The sequence below is a fragment of the Shewanella sp. 10N.286.51.B7 genome (assembly GCF_002873615.1).
Classification (GTDB): Bacteria; Pseudomonadota; Gammaproteobacteria; order Enterobacterales; family Shewanellaceae; genus Shewanella; species Shewanella electrodiphila.
The window spans coordinates 14750-33647 of record NZ_MCUF01000045.1 but is presented as its reverse complement, the minus strand read 5'-3'; the positions used below and the strand labels follow the sequence as shown (position 1 = coordinate 33647).

Sequence of the window (18898 nt, the reverse complement as noted above, 5' to 3'; positions counted from 1 at the left end):
GAGTATTTAAAATGGCACGTAAAAAGCATTTAAATGTAGAAGAAGAAGCACAAGTAGATATGACTCCGATGCTAGATATCGTGTTCATTATGCTTATCTTCTTTATTGTGACGACTTCGTTCATTAAGCCTTCAGGTCTTGATTATAAGAAACCTGAAGCTTCTACAGCGACACAACAGAAATCTGCAAACATCTTTATTGGTGTGAGTAAGACAGGCGTAATTAAGATGGAAAACCGTCAGGTTGACATCGAGCGTGTAACAGCAAACGTAGAACGTATGTTAGCTGAATCACCTGAAGCGGCTGTATTAATCGAAGCAGACCAAGAAGCCGAGCATGGCCTTGTAGTTAAGGTTATGGACAACGTTAAGAAAGCGGGTATCGATAAAATTTCGATTTCAGCGGGGAAAGACTAATATGCTGAGAGCAATAGTATCACTCATTTTAGGTGCTGCTGTTACTTTCGCCCTGTTTGTCTTCATGGCCTTCTTGGTCGGTGGCGGCGCCAAGCGCGCCGATACCAAAACTGATTCTCCTATTATTGAGATCAGTATGGATAAGCAGGATACGAAAGTTCAGGACAAGCCAAGGGTTAAACCGAAGCCACCAGCGCCACCTGAGCAACCACCAAAGCCGGATACGACTCCGCCTGACACGTCATCAGATATTGATACGAATATGGCATTTAATATGAGTGGTGTTGTGGCAGGCGGTGCTAGCACAGGTTTTAAACTTGGCAACATGATGACGCGAGACGGTGATGCAACACCAATTGTACGTATTGATCCTCAATACCCAATTGCTGCAGCACGTGATGGTAAAGAAGGTTATGTTCAACTTTCATTTACTATTAATGAACTCGGCGGAATCGAAGATGTTAAAGTTATTAAAGCTGAACCTAAGCGTTTATTTAACCGCGAAGCAGTTAGAGCACTAAAGAAATGGAAATATAAGCCTAAGATCATTGATGGAAAAGCAATGAAAGTTCCTAATATGACAGTACAGCTTGATTTCTCATTGGATAAAGGAGGTAACTAATGCGTAAGATATCTACACTAGCTAGTGCGTTATTACTGACTTTATCATCTAGCTCTCTACTTGCTGTTTCTACAGCTCAAGCCGCTGAAAAGTGTCCGATTGATGACCGTCAATCTAGAGCAGTTGGGGCAAGTGCTGGTAAAAAAGTTCAAAAAGCTTTTGAAGAATATACAGAAGGCCGTCTTGACCAAGCGATTGAAATCTTATTAGAAGTTAATACTAAAAATGATTTCGATAAAGCGTATATCGATCGTATGATCGGTTCGTTTTATGCTGAAAAGGGTCAAATGGCGACAGCAGTTAAATACTTAAAAACTGCTGTTGATGCTGATATTCTTGGTGGTACAGATCATGCTGCGACATTGCGTCTGTATGCTGATTTGTTACTTCAGGAAAAGAAGTTCAAAGACGCTATTCCTTACTACTACAAGTGGATGGATTTCACTTGTAAAGTTGACCCAGTAGTATTCCGACGTGTCGGTATTGCCTACAGTGAACTTAAACAGTGGGATAAAGTCCTTGAAGTAGCCGATAAAGGTCTTTCGTTAGTTGAAAAGCCTGATAAAGGCCTTTACCAAATGAAGTTGACTGCTTTCTTCAACCAGAAGAAGTATAAAGAAGCTGTAAAGATACTAGAAGTTATGGTGCCTTTATTCCAAGACGACAAACGTCTTTGGGTTCAGCTTGCTCAATTTTATTTGATGACTGAAGATTACACTAAGTCATTAGCAACTTATGATTTAGCTTATAAAAATGGTTTTCTTGAGTCTGACGGTAACATTACTCGTCTAGCTCAGCTTATGTCGCAAAACGGTGCTCCGATTAATGCTGCTAAGCTTTATGAAAAGCATATGAAATCTGGTTTAATCAAAGAGTCTGAAAAGACAATTAAGATTTTAGCCGGTTTCTATCATAATGCTAAGGACTTCACGAAAGCTGCTAAACTTTATGGCCAAGCCGCTGAGTTGTCAGGTGACGCTGATCTTTACCTTAAACAAGGTAAGATTTTAGCAATAGCTGAAAAGCCAAAATCTGCAATTCCTGTGTTTGAAAAGGCACTGTCAATTGGCTTAGATGAGCCAGGTGAAGCAGAACTTGAGTTAACATTAGCGCATTTAAGTTTGAAGCAGTATAAGTCTGCTTACAAACGTGCAAATCGAGCTGCTAAGTACAGCAAGACGAAGCGTAGTGCTAATAGCTATATTTCTTATATTAAAGAAAAAGCACGTATTAACAATATTACGTTATAATATTTGTTAATAAAAAAGCCCCTTTATGGGGCTTTTTTTATGCCTGTTAGTCTTATAGTTATCTGTAATAATCAGTTTTCTTTGTTATCCTCTGTTACAGTTTTCTACTGGCTATTAGTCGCTAAATTCCATAAATTACTCATAAAAATTAAAACTAGATTAACAATTGATTTCGGTAAACTTGTTGCCGCAAATAGGGAAATACCAATGAACAAAAATATTCTAGCAGTAGCTATAGCAGCTGTTGTTGCCTTATCAGCTTGTAGCGATAAAGATATTACTAATAATGTTAGTAACAAAAATACTTCGACTACAGAAACACCTGAATCTGCAACACAATCACAATCAGAAGCAGAGCGATATAACCAAATGGCTGATAGCTATTTTAAAGATTTATTGGCTTTAGAACCCATTTATGCCACATATGTAGGGGTAAATGATTACAACGATCAGTTTGGTGGTTCATTAACACCGGCCTACCTTAAGCAAAGACATGAGCTTAATTCTCGCTATTTAAAACAAGCTAAATCTATTGATGTCGAGCAACTACCTGAAAACTTAGCGCTGAGTTTTGACATGTTTATCTATGATCGTCACATGGATTTAGTTGCTGAGTCTTATCCTGAATACTTGATGCCTATGAATCAGTTTTATAGCACTGTCATTAGTATGATTCAGTTAGGCAGCGGTGAGAGTGCCCAACCATTCAAAACAGTAGAAGACTATCAAAATTGGTTAGGTCGTCTAAAAGGTTTTATTAATTGGACTGTGTTAGCCCAATCTCAAATGGATGAAGGTATTAAGAGCAAAGTTGTGCTGCCTAAAGTGTTAGTTGAACGTATTATTCCTCAATTAGATGCTCAATTAGTTTCATCACCAAGTGAAAGCTTATTTTATGCGCCAATTAATGCACTACCAGATGATTTTAGCGAAGCTGAAAAGAAAGCCATAACAGATGAATATAGTGTGTTAATTGAAGCTGATTTATTACCAGCATTAACACAATTACGAAACTACTTTAATGAGACGTATTTGCCTCATGCTAGAGCATCTGACGGTTGGTGGGGACTTCCTAACGGTAAAGAATGGTATCAATCTCTAGCCAATAGCCATACAACAACAAAAATGTCAGTAGATGAGATTCATCAAATTGGTTTGTCTGAAGTAAAACGTATTTTAACTGAAATGGATGTGGTGAGAGAACAAGTAAAATTTGAAGGCGATTTAACTGCGTTTTTTGCATCATTAGGGAGTGAACCTGAGTATTTCTTCAGTGAAAGACAGGGGCTTATTGATGGTTATATGTCGTTGAAAGATGACATTAATAAAGAGTTACCAAAATACTTCAATGTTATGCCCAAAGCAGATTATGTTGTAAAACCTGTTGAAAGCTTTAGAGAACAATCAGCAGCAGGCGCTTCTTATCAATCTCCAGCTGTGGATGGGTCTCGCCCTGGTGTGTTTTACATCAACACTTATAACCTAAAAGCTCAACCAAAGTGGGGCATGACGACGCTCTCTTTACATGAAGCCGCTCCTGGTCATCATTTTCAAATTGCCATCAAGCAAGAGCTTACTGGTATACCTGAATTTCAACGCTTTCAAGGTTACACGGCATTTGAAGAAGGTTGGGCTTTATATGCGGAGTATTTAGGGATCGAAATGGGCCTATTTAATGACCCTTACCAATATTTCGGTAAGCTGTCAGATGAAATGTTACGTGCAATGCGCTTAGTGGTCGATACTGGTCTGCATGCTAAAGGTTGGAGTCGAGAGCAGGCAATTCAATACATGAAAGATAACTCGCCAATGGCGGAGTCAGATATTGTCGCCGAGGTTGAACGGTATATGGCAATTCCAGGCCAAGCCTTATCTTATAAAATCGGTCAACTTACGATTTTGAAGCTAAGAGCTGATGCTGAAGAGCAACTGGGTGAGAAATTTGATCTGAAAGGTTTTCATGACCAAATATTAACCACTGGTTCATTACCAATGGCGGTTATGGAGAAAAAGATTGCACGTTGGGTTGAAACTGAATTGGCAAAATAGTTAATTACTGTTAGCTTAGCGATTGTTATTTAAATTTAGGGAGCAATTGATGCTCCCTAATATTTTACGTTTTATTATTTAAAAGTAGGGGTTCACCATGGTACAGGCAACAGCAAGACACCTTTTAGTTAGTTCAGAAGAGCAGTGTGAACAATTGAAGCAACAAATCGTTGCAGGTGCTGATTTCGCTGAAATCGCAAAAGCGAACTCTTCTTGTCCTTCAGGTGCACAAGGCGGTGAATTGGGTTCATTTGGTCCTGGAATGATGGTTCGTGAATTTGATGAAGTGGTATTTAGTGCTCCATTAAATGAAGTGCAGGGTCCTGTAAAAACTCAATTTGGTTATCACTTGCTTGAGGTGACTAGCCGCGGTTAATTCAACATTAATCGTTGAAGGCAGCTTCGGCTGCCTTTTTTGTCTTTAAAATATGAAGCGCATAAGGAGTGTGAAATGGTTGAGCTGTATACGGACAGGCTATTGATCAGAACAATTAAAAAGGAAGATTGGGCTAATGTTTTCGCCATAAATTCAGACCCATCGGTTTTGAAATATATTAGGGAATTTACTTCAGAAGAAGATATTAAAACTACTTTTGAGCAACGCTTATTACCTTGGGATTTTCAATCAGGTAAATGGCTAACATTGGTTATTGAAACTGTTGATACTCATGAATTTGTTGGATTAACGGGATTCATTCGTGATTGTGAAATAATGAATAGGGCTGAAGTGGGTTACTTGATCACACCGAGTAAGCAGGGATTTGGTTATGGTACAGAAAGTCTCAAAGCGGTAATTGATTGGGGAATTTTCCAGTTTAATATTGAAAAGTTTATTGGTTATTGCGCTGTAAAGAATAATGCTTCAGCACAAGTCATGAAAAAGTGTGGTTTCATTGAGGAAGGTTTGCTTAGAGAAAACCATAGAATCGGTGATGTGAAAATTGATGAACACGTATTTGGCCTGCTTCAATCTGACATACGTTCATAAGCCTAGATAACACGAAAGACAACACGAACTTCTTTTATCTGTAAATTTACAAAATTAATACACAAAATATCTTCTTAAACATGGATATTTATCACATAATTACCAATACAATTGAAAACTATTCTCGTTTCCACTTACAAAACATGATCTAGGTAAAGGTATTGCTTACATGGCTCATATAAAATCAGCCCATAACAAAATTTTTGAACGCAAGGTGAATGTCTAATGAAGCTCAGTGAACTCAACCCCGGAGACACGGCGAAGATTGCTGAAATCGGTCAACTTTCTTTACCTCAAACGGTAAAGCGTAAATTGTTATCAATGGGGATTACACCTCATACAGCGTTCAAAATGCTCCGCCGTGCACCGATGGGATCAGGCGTTGAATTAGAGTTACGAGGCAGTCGTTTATGTATGCGCCGTGATTTAGCGGATATTATTGAGGTGGTAGTAACAAATGACTAAAGAATTCCATTGCGTAACAGTAGGCAACCCAAATGCAGGTAAGTCTACTTTATTTAATGCTTTGACAGGTTCTAACCAGCAAGTGGGGAACTGGTCTGGTGTGACTGTTGAGAAAAAAACAGGTTATTTCACCCTAGATAGTACAGATGTTCATTTAACAGATTTACCGGGAATATATGATTTACTACCAGCTGGCAATAGTTGTGACTGTTCTTTAGATGAGCAAATTGCACAACAATATCTCGCTGAGCAACGTGTTGATGGCATCATTAATTTAGTTGATGCGACAAACATTGAAAGACACCTTTACTTAACCGTACAACTTAGAGAGCTTGGTGTTCCTATGGTTGTGGTGCTTAATAAAATCGACGCTGCCAAAAAATTGGGTATCAACACTGATTTAGCGTTAATGAGTAAAGAATTAGGTTGTCCTGTTATTGCTGTTTGCTCACGAAAAGAAGCAGACGTAAAGCAAGTGCAAGATCAAGTATTAAGATTATTAAATGGTGAAATTACAGAATCACCGCTTATGCTTCAATACGATGAAAGTATTGAATCAGGCGTAAAAACTTTACAGCGCCATTCAGAAGAACTCAGCCGCGGTCGTGCATTAGCTATGTTGGGCAATGGTAATGGTTGCGGTCAATGTGATAGCACTAACCTTAAAGATGTTGTCAAAGAGTGCACCCAAATAGCAGAACAATCAGGTACTGATATTGAAGTATTGGTAGCTACAACTCGTTTTGATTTCGTTCAAAAAGTTTTCGATGGTTCAGTTGATATTGCGGGGCACGAAAGTGCCAGTGACAAGTTAGATAAAGTATTATTACACCCGGTTTTAGGGGTGCCAGTATTCTTATTTGTTATGTACTTGATGTTCATGTTCAGTATCAATGTTGGTAGTGCATTTATTGATTTCTTCGATATCGCCGCAGGTGCTGTATTTGTTGATCAGTTCGGTGCACTACTGGAGTCGATTGGTTCGCCAGTTTGGCTTGTAACAATCCTTGCAGGCGGTATTGGCCAGGGTATCCAAACAGTAGCGACTTTTATTCCTGTCATCGCAGCGCTTTTTTTAGCCTTGTCAGTATTAGAAGCGTCGGGTTACATGTCTAGAGCCGCTTTTGTGGTCGACGGTTTGATGCGTCGTATCGGTCTTCCGGGTAAAGCATTCGTTCCAATGATTGTTGGTTTTGGTTGTTCAGTACCAGCGATTATGGCTACCCGTACTTTAGGCAGTGAAAGAGAAAGAATCGTGACAGGCATGATGGCGCCATTCATGTCTTGTGGTGCACGTTTACCGGTTTATGCATTGTTTGCTGCTGCGTTTTTTCCTGAGTCAGGACAAAACTTAGTCTTTTTACTTTATATCATCGGTATTATTGCTGCAGTGGGTACAGGTTTATTACTAAGAAGCACAGTATTACCAGGAAGTAGCAGCGCGGTTGTAATGGAATTGCCTAGCTATGAAATGCCTAAGCTTAAAGCAGTGTTTTCTCGTACAACTAAGCGTACAAAAAGTTTTATTTTAGGTGCAGGTAAAACCATTGTGATTGTGGTGACCTTGCTTAACTTTGTAAATGCTATTGGTACTGATGGTAGCTTTGGTCATGAAGACAGTAAAGAATCTGTACTAAGTGTATTAAGCCAAAAAGTCACTCCGTTATTCTCGCCAATGGGTGTTGAGCAAGATAACTGGCCAGCAACAGTAGGTATTATTACAGGTATTTTTGCGAAAGAAGCCGTTGTGGGCACATTAAACAGTCTTTATTCAGATCCATCTGATGGTGATGAAGAGCTTGCAAGCCTGTCTGAAAGCTTCTCTGAAGCATTAGGTACAATTCCTGAGAACCTATTTGGTATTGCACCTGAGGATCCATTGTCATTAGATGTGGGTAATGTTGAAAGTATTGAGGAAGCTGCTGAGGAGCAGGGCGTGGATCGCTCAACGTTTAGCGCACTTCAAGCTGGCTTTACCACTAAGGTGGCTGCATTTTCTTACCTATTATTCGTATTGCTATATACGCCTTGTGTTGCTGCAATGGGTGCATTAGTGAATGAGTTCGGTAACAAGTGGGCTCGATTCGCGGCTTTATGGACATTTGCTTTAGCTTACGGCAGTGCTACCGTGGTGTATCAAGGTGCTAATATTGCCAAACACCCAGTGCAATCGGTCAGCTGGATTTCGTTCTTTACTATTGCTTTAGTGGGCTATTATTTCTGGCTTAAGAAACAAGGTAAAAAGAACCAACAGATTATTCCAGGTGTAAGAGTTATCACTGAATAAGCCTTTTTAATGTTCAAATTAAAACCAGCATTTTGATAAATGCTGGTTTTTTGTTTTTAGACTATTATTTTTATCAAACAGGCATTGTAACTCGCTTAAAACTGTAGGATCATCGAAGTTCTGAAAATTTTACCATCGTGCACTAAGAGGAACTCCATGAGTCAAGTGGACAACGAAGTACGTCCAAGTAACTTCATACGTAATATAATTGATGAAGACTTAAAAAGTGGCAAGCACACTAGTGTGCAAACCCGTTTCCCGCCAGAGCCAAATGGTTTTTTACATATTGGTCATGCGAAGTCTATTTGTTTGAATTTTGGTATTGCACAAGATTATCAAGGTCAGTGTAACTTGCGCTTTGATGATACCAATCCTGAAAAAGAAGATATCGATTATGTTCATTCAATTCAGGATGACGTTCGTTGGTTAGGTTTCGATTGGTCTGGTGAAATTCGTTATTCGTCTAATTATTTTGATCAACTACACCAGTATGCGGTGGAGTTAATCACTAAAGGTCTGGCTTATGTCTGTTTCTTAAATGCAGAAGAAACGCGTGAGTACCGTGGCACATTAAAAGAGCCTGGTAAGAACAGTCCTTATCGCGACACTTCTGTTGAAGAAAACTTAGCGTTATTTGAGAAAATGCGTTTAGGAGAATTCAAAGAAGGTGAATGTGCACTAAGAGCTAAAATTGACATGGCTTCGCCGTTCATGTGTATGCGCGACCCTGTAATTTATCGTATTCGTTTTGCACATCATCACCAAACCGGTGATAAGTGGTGTATTTACCCGATGTACGACTTTACTCATTGTATTTCTGATGCCATTGAAAATATTACGCATTCATTATGTACCTTAGAGTTTCAAGATAACCGTCGTTTGTACGATTGGGTATTAGATCATTTGGATGATTTCAATCAGCCTAACCGTACTCGTCAATATGAGTTTTCAAGATTGAATCTTGAATACACTTTGATGTCGAAACGTAAATTGAACGACCTAGTGACTAATAATTTAGTTAACGGCTGGGATGACCCTCGCATGCCTACTATTGCAGGGTTACGTCGTAGAGGTTATACACCTGCATCGATTCGAGAATTCTGTCAACGCATTGGTGTGACCAAGCAAGAAAACTTGATTGAAGGTGGTGTTCTAGATGCTTGTATTCGTGAAGAATTAAACGAACATGCACCGAGAGCAATGGCTGTATTGAGACCAATTAAAGTGGTTATTGAGAATTACCCTTCAGCAACGCCTGAAACGATCAATGCACCAATGCACCCTAATAAACCAGAAATGGGTACGCGCGAATTAGCTTTTGGTAAAGAGCTATTTATCGATGCGGAAGATTTTCGTGAATCAGCAAATAAGCATTTCAAACGCCTAGTATTAGGCAAAGAAGTTCGTTTACGTAATGCTTATGTGATTAAAGCTGAGCGCTTTGAACAAGATGACGAAGGTAATGTCACAACGGTTTATTGTACTTACGATAATGAAACCTTGGGTAAGAACCCAAGTGACGGTCGTAAAGTAAAAGGTGTGATTCATTGGGTCGAAGCAAGTACTGCTAAACCTGCTGAGTTCCGCATTTATAATCGTTTATTTACTGATGCAACCCCAGCGGCATTCGATACTATTGATGAAGTTATCAATAGTGAATCATTGGTTGTCTTACAGGGAGTTGCAGAAGCAGGCCTAGTGAATGCTGAAGCTGAAAAAGCTTATCAGTTTGAGCGTGAAGGCTACTTCTGTGCGGACAATAAAGATTCTAGTAAAGAGCATTTAGTGTTCAATTTGACTGTGCCATTGCGTGATTCTTTCGCATAATCAGTCAATATAGCAGTTAATGCCTCGTTGCTTAAAACGGGATTTAAAATTAAAAATGCCAGAGTGAATACTCTGGCATTTTTTTATCAGCATTTAAAAGCTCAAAAGCGAATTGAAAATAAGTTATTGATTAGCTGTTATCAAATGTAGCGGAGCACTTTCGCTGAGATAAGCTTCATCTACTTGTTCAAGTTTATTGAATCGAATCATTTGTTGAATTCCATCAATATATGCCTGGCCTCGTTCCGAGTATTTATCCAATGTATTGGCTAACTCTAAACCTGTAATTGGCTTATTATTTGCTCTTAAATCTCTTCGTAGCTCACGTAATTTCAAATAGGCAGCATTAGTATTGATATTGAGCATATAGCCTTCAACAGAAGCTTGAGGCGTGTCAAAACGAGCTAAGCCATAATTACCTAACTCTTTTCGTTGTTGTTTTGGGATCATGCCATTGCCACTGAAGTCCCATTGGCCAAAGAAAGCATTACCTTCAAGAGTAAACCTCGAGGTTGCCCAGCCGCTTTCTTCTGCCGCCTGAGCCAATACTAGAGAAGGTGGCATGATATCAACACGTTTTAATAGCTGCTGGCGTTGTTCTTCGGTTATTGCTTCAAGGTGATCATTAATGACTCGGTATTTACGAGCAATAGTGATCAGTTGCTCATCATTTAAGGAAGCCTCTTTAACTGTTTCTCTTTCTATTGTTATGTTCTCATTGCTGATAAGAATAAGTGGCGCCATTAACCTAAAAAACACCATTTTTTTTAGTTGTACCGGTATTTCATTAGATGTTTGTTGCCATTTCTCGCTGACACTTTCAAACGTTAAGCGAGGGACCTCTCTAACTCCAGCGGCCCAGCTTTCTGTGTTGTAATTAAGTGAGTTAAACAATTCGATTAGTTCATCTAAAGAGTTCAAACTAATGTCTTTAGCAGGTGGTTGGCTACTCTTGTTTATTACAGGTTTAGGTTTTGCATTAGCAAGCTTGGTATTTGAAGGTAAGGTATTTGAAGGTTCGGTATTAGCAGGTTTGCTAGGTGACTCTGCAATATATGAATTTTTCTCTTGGTCAATTGGTGACGGCGGAGGAGATTTTACCCAGTAATTAATGGCAAAAAGACTGGCTAGGAGTAATACAACAAAGAGTATTTTTTGGTAGGTGTTTTTGGTCATATTTTATCCTAAACATAATTATTTCAAACTGCGCGAAAAACGCTAAGTCATTTACGCAATAAAAAAGGCGCCGAAAGCGCCTTTAATTATAGTATATAAATACTTATTGCATCATAGGTCCAAAGCCTAAGCTCCATAAAATAACGCTACTTCCCATTAAGCCGACTAATAACACGAGTCCTGCAGTCACTACAGAGCTGGCATAAATAAAGCCTTTTTCTTCGGGAATATTCATGATGATAGGTACGCCTGCATAGAGTAAATATACTGAGTAGGCTAAACCAGCCAGTCCAACCAGCATGATAAACCATAACACTGGATATAAAACTGAAATACCGACCATGAATAATGGTGTCGCTGTGTAAGCTGCTAATTCTAAGGCTTGAGTGAATGTTGGAGAGGCGTCGAAGGTCTTAGCCATCCAATAAGATAAATAAGCTAGCGCTAAAACACCGCCAATCAACCCGAAATACATACCCACAGACATAAACATCGCACTTTGTGGGGTTAAAAATAATGGTTCACCATTTGCAGGGTGCCATCCAATATAAGCTGTTGCGATAAAGCTGCATACTGCAGGAATTAATGCGATAAGTAAGATGTGACTGAGACTGCTTTTGACAGCCTCATGGTTGCGTTCAATTGTTTTCCACTCTTCCTTCGGATGAGTGTATAGCCCCATTAAGTGATTTAGTATCATTGTTATTATCCTTGTTTAGCATTCATACATAGCTCGCCAAACTTCAGACGAACTGATCATAGCCCCATATATCAACCGCCTTAATCAGTCCAACACATACTGTCTTAAATGCTCTGCTTTTTGAGCGATTTAATCACAGTAATAACTTCATCCCTATAGAAGTTTATCCATTAAAGGCAATCGAAATACAACTTTAGCAACTATTGTTACGAAGATGTATAGACTATTTATTGAACATAAGCATCGATTCGTCAAGGGTTAATCGTGTTTTATCTGTAGAAATATCCTCAACGAAGGTAAAATACGTTCAAACCCTAACAAAAGTTTAAGTACATGCAGCAATTATTGGCGCCCATTTATCGTTTTTTAAAGTGTGAGACACCAGATAGTTGGATTAAAAAAGCGAGCCATTCTGATAATCTATCGGTTATATTACGCGACCATTTACTTTGTGAGCTTAAAGCGGCGCAAAGTGCGATGTTCCTTATTCGGAAATACGCTGTAGATAAAGAAAGTGCTAATAGATTAACTGAGTGGGTTAAACCTTATGAAGAGTTTGCTTACAAACGTATTGGCGATCTAAGCTCTTTAAAAGGTAAAAGTAATATTACCAAGCAAGTTATTGTGAGAGAAAACTGTCCTTATGGACAAGATCTCGTTGATAAAATGGTGCTGCTGATTAAAGAAGAATTACATCATTTCTATCAAGTCATGGAGCTGATGGAAAAAAAGAATGTCCCTTATGAACTTCTTGAAGCGGGTCGCTATGCTAAAGGCATGATGAAGCACGTTAAAACGTTTGAACCTGATGCATTAGTCGATAAGTTAATTATTGGAGCGTTTATTGAAGCTCGATCGTGTGAGCGTTTTGCAAAACTTGCTCCACACCTTGATGCTGATTTAGAAAAGTTTTATATCTCTTTACTTCGCTCTGAAGCGCGGCATTACCAAGACTACTTATCACTTGCAGAGTCTATTTCAGGCAAAGATATCAGTGAAAGGGTCGCTTTTTTTGCCACTGTAGAAGCAGATTTGATTTTATTGCCCGACGAAGACTTTAAGTTTCATAGTGGCTTACCAGTTTAAACCTCAAGACAATCCGTTTAATCAGAGCGTGATTGCTAACCATAGGATGATTTAGTGCGATTATTGGTTGGCTGAATAAAAGTTATCAGCAACTAGAGCTGATTTTTTTTAGCAGAGAAGGGCAGTTGCTGTAATTCAGCACTGTCTTTTTTTACAATTAAAATGCTGCCTTGATCGTACCAATCACCGACAACGATACGTTGTTTATTATTGTTTAACTCATGAATGGCTGGGCGATGAGTGTGGCCGTGGATCATTCTTTGGCAATCAGTGTCACTGAGTAATGCATCAACCGCTGTTTGCTCAACATCCATAATCACATAGCTTTTATCTTTATTGCCATTTTGACTTTTGTGCCTGATATCAGCTGCAATTTTTTGTCTAGTTGACTTAGGTAAGTGGCAATATATCCATTTCACAATGGCCGAATTTCTAAAGCGGCGAAAACGCTGATAAGACTTATCAAGAGTACATAAGCTATCACCATGCAGCACAACCGTTTTGATGCCATATAAATCGAGTATTTTAATCTCTGGTAGCAATTGCATGCCAGATTTAGCAGCAAATTCTTTGCCTATCATGAAATCACGATTACCATGAATAAAAAACACTGGCATGTTTTCAGACACTTGTTTGATGTGCGCCGCTATGACGTCAGTAAATGGTTCAGCAATGTCATCACTGGTCCAAACTTCAAACAAATCACCAATGATATACATCGCCTCAACGTCAGATAAATCTGAATCGAGGTAATCGATAAAGGCTTGTGAGATATCAGGACGATCTGCACTTAAGTGCAAATCGCCCATAAATACAGTATGCACTATTGATTATTCAGCAATAGACGCACTGTTGATGACTACTGCTTCCAGTGGTACATCTTGATGCATACCACGGTTACCCGTGCTTACAGCTTTAATTTTTTCTACGATGTCCATGCCTTCAACTACTTCAGCAAATACACAGTAACCCCAACCTTGGCCAGTTTCTGCTTTGTGATCTAAGAAAGTATTGTCGCTGACGTTAATGAAGAACTGCGCCGTCGCCGAATGCGGATCTGAAGTACGCGCCATAGCTAAGGTGCCAACTTTGTTTGATAGGCCGTTATTCGCTTCATTCTTTACAGCAGCGTTAGGTGTTTTCTGAACCATATCTTCAGTGAAACCACCACCTTGAACCATAAAACCATCAATCACACGGTGAAAAACGGTACCGTCGTAAAAACCGTCTTTAACGTACTTGATGAAATTTTCAACAGTAAGAGGCGCTTTTTCAGCATTTAGAGCAATTTTGATGTCGCCCATGTTTGTGTGCAAAGTGATCATATTTAAATACCTAGATAAAAATTGTTGCGCGATTCTAACTTATCTAACTTGAGGCTTAAAGTGCAGTGTTCAAAACAGTGTTGCTCATGATAGACTTTGTTCCAATTATATTGGTATTAAAACGAGTAAAAGAGAACCATCGATGTTGAAAATTTACAATAGTATGAGTCGTGAAAAGCAAGAATTTAAGCCGATTAATCCAGGCAAAATTGACATGTATGTATGTGGGATCACCATATACGATTTATGTCACATTGGTCATGGTCGTACTTTTGTTTCTTTCGATATGATTGTTCGTTACTTACGTTACCGTGGTTATGACGTGAATTACCTTCGTAATATTACTGACGTTGATGACAAAATCATTAAACGTGCTGCTGAAAACAAAGAAAGTTGCGATACGTTAACAGAGCGTTTGATTGGCGAAATGCATAATGATTTCGATTCATTAAACATGATGCGCCCAGATTTCGAACCTCGCGCGACATTACATATCGATGAAATTATCGAAATGGTTGAAACATTAATTGCCAAAGAGCATGCTTATGTCTCTGATAATGGCGATGTGTTATTCAGTGTCTCTTCTTATGCGCAATACGGACGCCTATCAGGGCAAAACCTTGAGCAACTTCAAGCTGGTGCGCGTGTAGAAGTAGAAGATACTAAGCGCGATCCTATGGATTTTGTATTATGGAAAATGTCTAAACCAGGTGAGCCAACATGGGAATCGCCATGGGGACCAGGTCGTCCGGGCTGGCACATCGAATGTTCAGCAATGAACAGTAAGCATTTAGGCGAGCATTTTGATATTCATGGCGGCGGTAGTGATTTACAGTTCCCCCATCATGAAAATGAAATCGCTCAATCCTGCTGTGCCCATGGTTCACAATATGTGAACTACTGGATGCATACAGGTATGGTCATGGTTGATAAAGAAAAAATGTCTAAGTCATTAGGCAATTTCTTTACTATTCGTGATGTATTAGCGCATTACGACCCTGAAACGGTTCGTTATTTCTTACTGTCTGGTCATTACCGTAGCCAGTTAAATTACTCTGAAGATAACTTGAAGCAGGCAAAGTCTGCACTTGAGCGCATTTATACTTCGCTTAAAGGGTTAGATTTAACTGTTGCCGCAGCGCCTGCACAAGAATTTATTGCCAAATTTAACACCGCTATGGATGACGATTTTAATACGCCTGAAGCCTATTCAGTTATTTTTGAAATGGTACGCGAAATTAATCGTTTGAAATTAGTCGATATGACTCAAGCAAGTGCGTTAGGTGTGAGCCTAAAATCCTTGACTGATGTATTAGGCTTAATCAATCGTGACGTTGATACTTTCTTCCAAGGTGAAGGAAGTGATGACGAAGTTGCAGAGATTGAAGCGCTTATTGTTGAGCGTAATCGTGCTCGTACAGAAAAAGACTGGCCTGCAGCAGATGCGGCGCGCGATAGACTAAACGCATTAAATGTTGTTTTAGAAGATGGTGAAGAAGGCACGACTTGGCGTAAAAAGTCGTAATCCAAACTGAAAGTTAAGTCTTAAATAACAAAGCCTGCTCATTGAGCAGGCTTTTTTGTGGGGGCGAATAAACGAATAAACGAATAATCAGTTAATTCAGATGAGCACAGTAAATTGATTAGTCGTGATATTGCTCAGCGGCATACAAGGTATTTTCAAGTAAGCTTGCAATCGTCATCGGGCCTACACCACCCGGGACTGGCGTTATAAATGCGGCTTTTTCAGCTGCTATATCAAACTCTACATCACCAACAAGTTTGCCGTTTTCAAGTCGGTTAATACCAACATCGATAACAATAGCGCCAGGCTTAATCCAATCACCAGGGATAAACCCAGGTTTACCCACTGCAACAACCAGTAAATCGGCCTGACGTACTTTTTGTTCAAGGTTCTGAGTAAAGCGATGACATGTTGTGGTTGTACACCCTGCAAGTAATAACTCTAGTGTCATTGGACGACCGACAATATTTGAAGCGCCTACAATGGTTGCATCTAAACCGTAGGTGTCAATTCCTGTCGACTTGATTAAGGTGATAATGCCTTTTGGCGTACATGAGCGAAGTACTGGAATACGTTGAGCTAAGCGCCCTACATTGTATGGGTGGAAACCATCAACGTCTTTATCAGGTCTGATACGCTCAATAACTTTCGAGTCTTCAATATGATCAGGTAATGGCAACTGTACTAATATGCCATCGATTTTTGGATCGTCATTACATTGATCAATCAGTGCAAGCAGTTCTGCTTCTGTTGTGGTGGTTTCAAGGTCATAAGAGTATGACTCAAACCCAACTTCTTCACAGGCGCGGCGTTTACTGCCAACATAAACCTGTGATGCCGCATCAGCGCCAACTAAAATTACAGCAAGACCAGGAACACGTTTTCCAGCTGCTTTGCGCGTCAATACTTTTTCTTTTAATGTGGTTCTTATAGATTGAGCTATCGCTTTGCCATCAATGTTTTGGGCTGTCATGTGTGTATAGTTTCCTTTATATGGCGCGATTGAGGTAAAATTTAACGTGGCGTATTCTACCAGTCAGGCATAGGCATGTCATGAATAATGGCTAAACGATTTATTAAAAACAGAATTTTTTGTTTGTAAAAACAGCAGATGAACCAGTTTATAAAAAAAGTCGTTGACGATATTAAAGTGACTCGCTAATATGCGCTCCGTTCTCACAGATAAGCCAATTAGGGCAACTTAATACTTATTTGCAGTAGACATCTCGGTGATTAGCGCAGCCCGGTAGCGCATCTCGTTTGGGACGAGAGGGTCAGAGGTTCGAATCCTCTATCACCGACCAATTTTATATTTGTAAAGCATAGGCTTTGCGAATAAGCTTGAAACATAAGTTGAAGACCAAATCAATTTATTAAGCTTACAGGTTATACAGATAATATTTGTAAACCATGCGCCACTAGCTCAGCTGGATAGAGCAACGCCCTTCTAAGGCGTGGGTCTCAGGTTCGAATCCTGAGTGGCGTACCATATTATGGTGATTGTAGCTCAGTTGGTAGAGCCCCGGATTGTGATTCCGGTTGTCGTGGGTTCGAGCCCCATCAGTCACCCCAAATTTTGCATTAAAAATGCACGATTGTAGAGAAAGCGACCTTAGGTCGCTTTTTTTATGTCTAAAATCCCCATTTTACCCCGTTTTCACACTCGACTCAGCAGTAAACCGTCGCTATAATGTCGCGTCTTGATAAATATCTAATACGAATTACTACGGGTAATGGCGCTGAAAAGCTGCTGTATCGCACTTTTATTAGTAAACATTAATCATCAAGAAATGAATATTTAATAGTTGAGCTTTCGACTATTACAAAGGACGTCAGACATATTTCGAGGTAAAACAATGCAAGTTTCTGTTGAAACAACTCAAGGCCTAGAACGTCGCCTAACAATTTCTGTTCCTGCTGAACAAATTGAGAAATTAGTTAAAGACAACTTATTACGTGAAGCGAAACGTGCAAAAATTTCAGGTTTCCGTCCAGGTAAAGTACCTGTATCTGTGATCAACCAACGTTACGGTGCAGCTATCCGTCAAGATGTGACTGGTGAAGTAATGCAACGCAACTTCATTGAAGCGATCATGGCTGAGAAGTTAAACCCAGCTGGCGCACCTGTTTTCGCTCCAGGCGAAAATGAAGGCGAAAACTTCGTCTTCATTGCGACTTTCGAAATCTACCCAGAAGTTGAGTTAACTGGTTTAGATGCAATCGCAGTTGAGCAACCACAAGCTGAAGTTAATGACGCTGACGTTGATACAATGATTGAAACGCTTCGCAAGCAACACGCTACGTTCGCTGTAGTTGAAACTGCTGCTGAAGAAGGCAACAAAGCTAAAATGAACTTCGTAGGTTCAGTAGACGGTGAAGAATTTGAAGGCGGCAAAGCTGACGACTTCGAACTAGAGCTTGGTAGCAACCGTATGATCCCAGGTTTTGAAGCTGGTGTTATTGGTCATAAAGCCGGTGATGAATTCGAAATCGAAGTGACTTTCCCTGAAGATTACCATGCTGAAAACTTAAAAGGTAAAGCGGCTAAGTTCGTTATTACCCTTACTGAAGTTCAAGCTGCAGAATTACCAGAAGTTAACGATGAATTCGCTTCTTTATTCGGTATCGCTGAAGGTGGCTTAGAAGCGCTTAAAGCTGAAATCCGTAAAAACATGACTCGTGAACTTGAACAAGCGCTTAAAGCAAATGTTAAAGAACAAGTTATCGAAGGCTTATTATCAGCTAACGAAATCACAATTCCTTCAGCATTAGTTGATGGTGAAGTGAATGTACTTCGTCAACAAGCAATGCAGCGTTTTGGTGGTCAAACTGAAAACATGCCTGAGCTTCCAGCTGATTTGTTCACTGAACAAGCTGAGCGTCGTGTAAAAGTAGGTTTACTTTTAGGTGAAGTTATTAAGACTAATGAACTTCAAGCTGAAGACGAACGTGTTCAAGGTTTGATCGCTTCAATGGCTTCTGCTTACGAAGATCCAAGTGAAGTTGTTGAATATTACAATGGCAACAAAGAGCTTATGCAAAACATGCGCAACGTAGCGCTTGAAGAGCAAGCTGTTGAAGTTTTATTAAAATCTGCAAAAGTGACACTTAAAGATGTCGAATTTGAAGAATTTATGAACAAGGCAACAGGTAAAGCGTAACCTTCGCTTGACTTGATTGGC

17 protein-coding genes and 3 tRNA genes are annotated in these 18898 nt (G+C 39.6%); 15 read left to right on the top strand and 5 right to left on the bottom strand.

All coding sequences use genetic code 11. The features are described from left to right. The first annotated feature begins 11 nt into the window (after window positions 1-11). The 9 genes from BCU84_RS13410 to glnS all read left to right on the top strand — a co-directional run bounded on the left by BCU84_RS13410 (window position 12) and on the right by glnS (window position 9904). Complete coding sequence (locus tag BCU84_RS13410; RefSeq protein WP_102528588.1) at window positions 12-416, top strand: biopolymer transporter ExbD; 405 nt, start codon at window positions 12-14, stop codon at window positions 414-416. A gap of 1 nt (window position 417) precedes the next feature. Beyond that, entirely contained in the window at window positions 418-1038 is a 621-nt protein-coding gene (locus BCU84_RS13405) for an energy transducer TonB (RefSeq protein ID WP_102528587.1), read from the top strand. Further along, window positions 1038-2288 (top strand): tetratricopeptide repeat protein, encoded by a 1251-nt coding sequence (locus BCU84_RS13400; RefSeq protein ID WP_102528586.1) that lies wholly within the window; start codon window positions 1038-1040, stop codon window positions 2286-2288. The genes BCU84_RS13405 and BCU84_RS13400 overlap by 1 nt, the downstream gene beginning before the upstream one ends. A gap of 207 nt (window positions 2289-2495) precedes the next feature. Continuing rightward, on the top strand, window positions 2496-4337 hold the full coding sequence (locus tag BCU84_RS13395; protein ID WP_102528585.1) for a DUF885 domain-containing protein: 1842 nt from the start codon (window positions 2496-2498) through the stop codon (window positions 4335-4337). 97 nt (window positions 4338-4434) lie between these two features. Beyond that, window positions 4435-4713: a peptidylprolyl isomerase gene (locus BCU84_RS13390; protein WP_102528584.1), complete on the top strand. Its 279-nt coding sequence runs from the start codon at window positions 4435-4437 to the stop codon at window positions 4711-4713. Between the two features lie 75 nt (window positions 4714-4788). After that, window positions 4789-5325 (top strand): GNAT family protein, encoded by a 537-nt coding sequence (locus tag BCU84_RS13385; protein WP_102528583.1) that lies wholly within the window; start codon window positions 4789-4791, stop codon window positions 5323-5325. 225 nt (window positions 5326-5550) lie between these two features. Further along, complete coding sequence (locus tag BCU84_RS13380) at window positions 5551-5790, top strand: FeoA family protein (protein ID WP_102528582.1); 240 nt, start codon at window positions 5551-5553, stop codon at window positions 5788-5790. Beyond that, window positions 5783-8077 (top strand): Fe(2+) transporter permease subunit FeoB, encoded by a 2295-nt coding sequence (gene feoB / locus BCU84_RS13375; RefSeq protein ID WP_102528581.1) that lies wholly within the window; start codon window positions 5783-5785, stop codon window positions 8075-8077. The genes BCU84_RS13380 and feoB overlap by 8 nt, the downstream gene beginning before the upstream one ends. 156 nt (window positions 8078-8233) lie before the next feature. Then, window positions 8234-9904, top strand: coding sequence for a glutamine--tRNA ligase (gene glnS, locus BCU84_RS13370; protein WP_102528580.1), 1671 nt, complete (start codon window positions 8234-8236; stop codon window positions 9902-9904). Between the two features lie 123 nt (window positions 9905-10027). On the opposite strand, the gene BCU84_RS13365 is transcribed toward glnS, so the two are convergent. Both BCU84_RS13365 and BCU84_RS13360 read right to left on the bottom strand, forming a co-directional pair. Beyond that, window positions 10028-11080, bottom strand: a complete 1053-nt coding sequence (locus BCU84_RS13365) for a glucosaminidase domain-containing protein (RefSeq protein ID WP_102528579.1) — start codon at window positions 11078-11080, stop codon at window positions 10028-10030. 103 nt (window positions 11081-11183) lie between these two features. Continuing rightward, window positions 11184-11780 carry a Yip1 family protein gene (locus tag BCU84_RS13360; protein ID WP_102528578.1) on the bottom strand — a complete coding sequence of 199 codons (597 nt, stop codon included), beginning with the start codon at window positions 11778-11780 and terminating at the stop codon, window positions 11184-11186. A 333-nt stretch (window positions 11781-12113) separates the two neighbouring features. Here BCU84_RS13360 and miaE point away from each other — a divergent pair, with 333 nt between their 5' ends. After that, the gene (gene miaE / locus BCU84_RS13355; protein ID WP_102528577.1) at window positions 12114-12866 is read left to right on the top strand and encodes a tRNA isopentenyl-2-thiomethyl-A-37 hydroxylase MiaE; all 753 of its coding nucleotides are present in this window, start codon (window positions 12114-12116) and stop codon (window positions 12864-12866) included. 92 nt (window positions 12867-12958) lie between these two features. Here miaE and BCU84_RS13350 read toward each other — a convergent pair whose 3' ends face one another. Both BCU84_RS13350 and BCU84_RS13345 read right to left on the bottom strand, forming a co-directional pair. After that, a complete protein-coding gene (locus BCU84_RS13350) occupies window positions 12959-13690 on the bottom strand; it encodes a UDP-2,3-diacylglucosamine diphosphatase (protein WP_102528576.1) in 732 nt (243 codons plus the stop codon). Between the two features lie 6 nt (window positions 13691-13696). After that, the gene (locus BCU84_RS13345; protein ID WP_102528575.1) at window positions 13697-14191 is read right to left on the bottom strand and encodes a peptidylprolyl isomerase; all 495 of its coding nucleotides are present in this window, start codon (window positions 14189-14191) and stop codon (window positions 13697-13699) included. Window positions 14192-14333: 142 nt separating this feature from the next. Between BCU84_RS13345 and cysS the strand changes: the two genes are divergently transcribed. Beyond that, window positions 14334-15716: a cysteine--tRNA ligase gene (gene cysS / locus BCU84_RS13340; RefSeq protein WP_102528574.1), complete on the top strand. Its 1383-nt coding sequence runs from the start codon at window positions 14334-14336 to the stop codon at window positions 15714-15716. Window positions 15717-15834: 118 nt separating this feature from the next. On the opposite strand, the gene folD is transcribed toward cysS, so the two are convergent. Next, a complete protein-coding gene (folD, locus tag BCU84_RS13335; RefSeq protein ID WP_102528573.1) occupies window positions 15835-16689 on the bottom strand; it encodes a bifunctional methylenetetrahydrofolate dehydrogenase/methenyltetrahydrofolate cyclohydrolase FolD in 855 nt (284 codons plus the stop codon). A 254-nt stretch (window positions 16690-16943) separates the two neighbouring features. On the opposite strand from folD, the gene BCU84_RS13330 reads away from it, so the two are divergent. From BCU84_RS13330 to tig, 4 genes are all read left to right on the top strand, one after another. Beyond that, a tRNA-Pro gene (locus BCU84_RS13330) sits at window positions 16944-17020 on the top strand. A 108-nt stretch (window positions 17021-17128) separates the two neighbouring features. Further along, window positions 17129-17205, top strand: a tRNA-Arg gene (locus tag BCU84_RS13325). A gap of 7 nt (window positions 17206-17212) precedes the next feature. After that, window positions 17213-17288 (top strand) — tRNA-His (locus BCU84_RS13320). A 284-nt stretch (window positions 17289-17572) separates the two neighbouring features. Further along, entirely contained in the window at window positions 17573-18877 is a 1305-nt protein-coding gene (gene tig / locus BCU84_RS13315) for a trigger factor (RefSeq protein ID WP_102528572.1), read from the top strand. Window positions 18878-18898: the final 21 nt, after the last annotated feature.

Bases quoted from the DNA above. Each gene is read 5' to 3' on its own strand.
- BCU84_RS13410 (WP_102528588.1), top strand. From the start codon at position 12: ATGGCACGTAAAAAGCATTTAAATGTAGAAGAAGAAGCACAAGTAGAT.
- BCU84_RS13405 (WP_102528587.1), top strand. From the start codon at position 418: ATGCTGAGAGCAATAGTATCACTCATTTTAGGTGCTGCTGTTACTTTC.
- BCU84_RS13400 (WP_102528586.1), top strand. From the start codon at position 1,038: ATGCGTAAGATATCTACACTAGCTAGTGCGTTATTACTGACTTTATCA.
- BCU84_RS13395 (WP_102528585.1), top strand. From the start codon at position 2,496: ATGAACAAAAATATTCTAGCAGTAGCTATAGCAGCTGTTGTTGCCTTA.
- BCU84_RS13390 (WP_102528584.1), top strand. From the start codon at position 4,435: ATGGTACAGGCAACAGCAAGACACCTTTTAGTTAGTTCAGAAGAGCAG.
- BCU84_RS13385 (WP_102528583.1), top strand. From the start codon at position 4,789: ATGGTTGAGCTGTATACGGACAGGCTATTGATCAGAACAATTAAAAAG.
- BCU84_RS13380 (WP_102528582.1), top strand. From the start codon at position 5,551: ATGAAGCTCAGTGAACTCAACCCCGGAGACACGGCGAAGATTGCTGAA.
- feoB (WP_102528581.1), top strand. From the start codon at position 5,783: ATGACTAAAGAATTCCATTGCGTAACAGTAGGCAACCCAAATGCAGGT.
- glnS (WP_102528580.1), top strand. From the start codon at position 8,234: ATGAGTCAAGTGGACAACGAAGTACGTCCAAGTAACTTCATACGTAAT.
- BCU84_RS13365 (WP_102528579.1), bottom strand. From the start codon at position 11,080: ATGACCAAAAACACCTACCAAAAAATACTCTTTGTTGTATTACTCCTA.
- BCU84_RS13360 (WP_102528578.1), bottom strand. From the start codon at position 11,780: ATGATACTAAATCACTTAATGGGGCTATACACTCATCCGAAGGAAGAG.
- miaE (WP_102528577.1), top strand. From the start codon at position 12,114: ATGCAGCAATTATTGGCGCCCATTTATCGTTTTTTAAAGTGTGAGACA.
- BCU84_RS13345 (WP_102528575.1), bottom strand. From the start codon at position 14,191: ATGATCACTTTGCACACAAACATGGGCGACATCAAAATTGCTCTAAAT.
- cysS (WP_102528574.1), top strand. From the start codon at position 14,334: ATGTTGAAAATTTACAATAGTATGAGTCGTGAAAAGCAAGAATTTAAG.
- folD (WP_102528573.1), bottom strand. From the start codon at position 16,689: ATGACAGCCCAAAACATTGATGGCAAAGCGATAGCTCAATCTATAAGA.
- tig (WP_102528572.1), top strand. From the start codon at position 17,573: ATGCAAGTTTCTGTTGAAACAACTCAAGGCCTAGAACGTCGCCTAACA.